The organism is Bacillus sp. SIMBA_008 (assembly GCF_046535495.1).
In the GTDB taxonomy this organism is placed as follows: Bacteria; Bacillota; Bacilli; order Bacillales; family Bacillaceae; genus Bacillus; species Bacillus subtilis.
In genome coordinates this window covers 1-256 of sequence record NZ_JAWRWL010000800.1, presented here as the reverse complement: position 1 = coordinate 256, position 256 = coordinate 1, and the positions used below count along the sequence as shown (strand labels likewise).

At 69.5% G+C, this 256-nt stretch carries 1 protein-coding gene; it reads right to left on the bottom strand.

Going from position 1 to position 256, the window contains the following annotated elements; translation table 11 throughout:
- The coding region (locus SB658_RS25520; RefSeq protein WP_410603236.1) for a hypothetical protein at nt 1-236 on the bottom strand (236 nt) is incomplete at its 3' end.
- Nucleotides 237-256: the final 20 nt, after the last annotated feature.

Genomic DNA, 256 nt, shown 5'->3' with positions numbered 1-256 from the left:
ATGTCGAAGCTCAGGTAGGGGATGTACCCGCGCACGTAACCCTGGCGGTCGCGGACCACCGGGAAGGTGCGGACGGTCTCCACATGACGCGGAGTCCTCGTGCTCTTCGGCGGCCGGGCGGTGAGCACGACCACCCGGTTCCCGCGGCCGGTCAGCTCGTCGGCGACGGCGCCGAGGAAGAGCGAGGCGGCAGACGGCTCCGGTCGGTAGATGCGGGAGACGATGGCGACGCGCATGGATTCAGACCGCCAGGAAG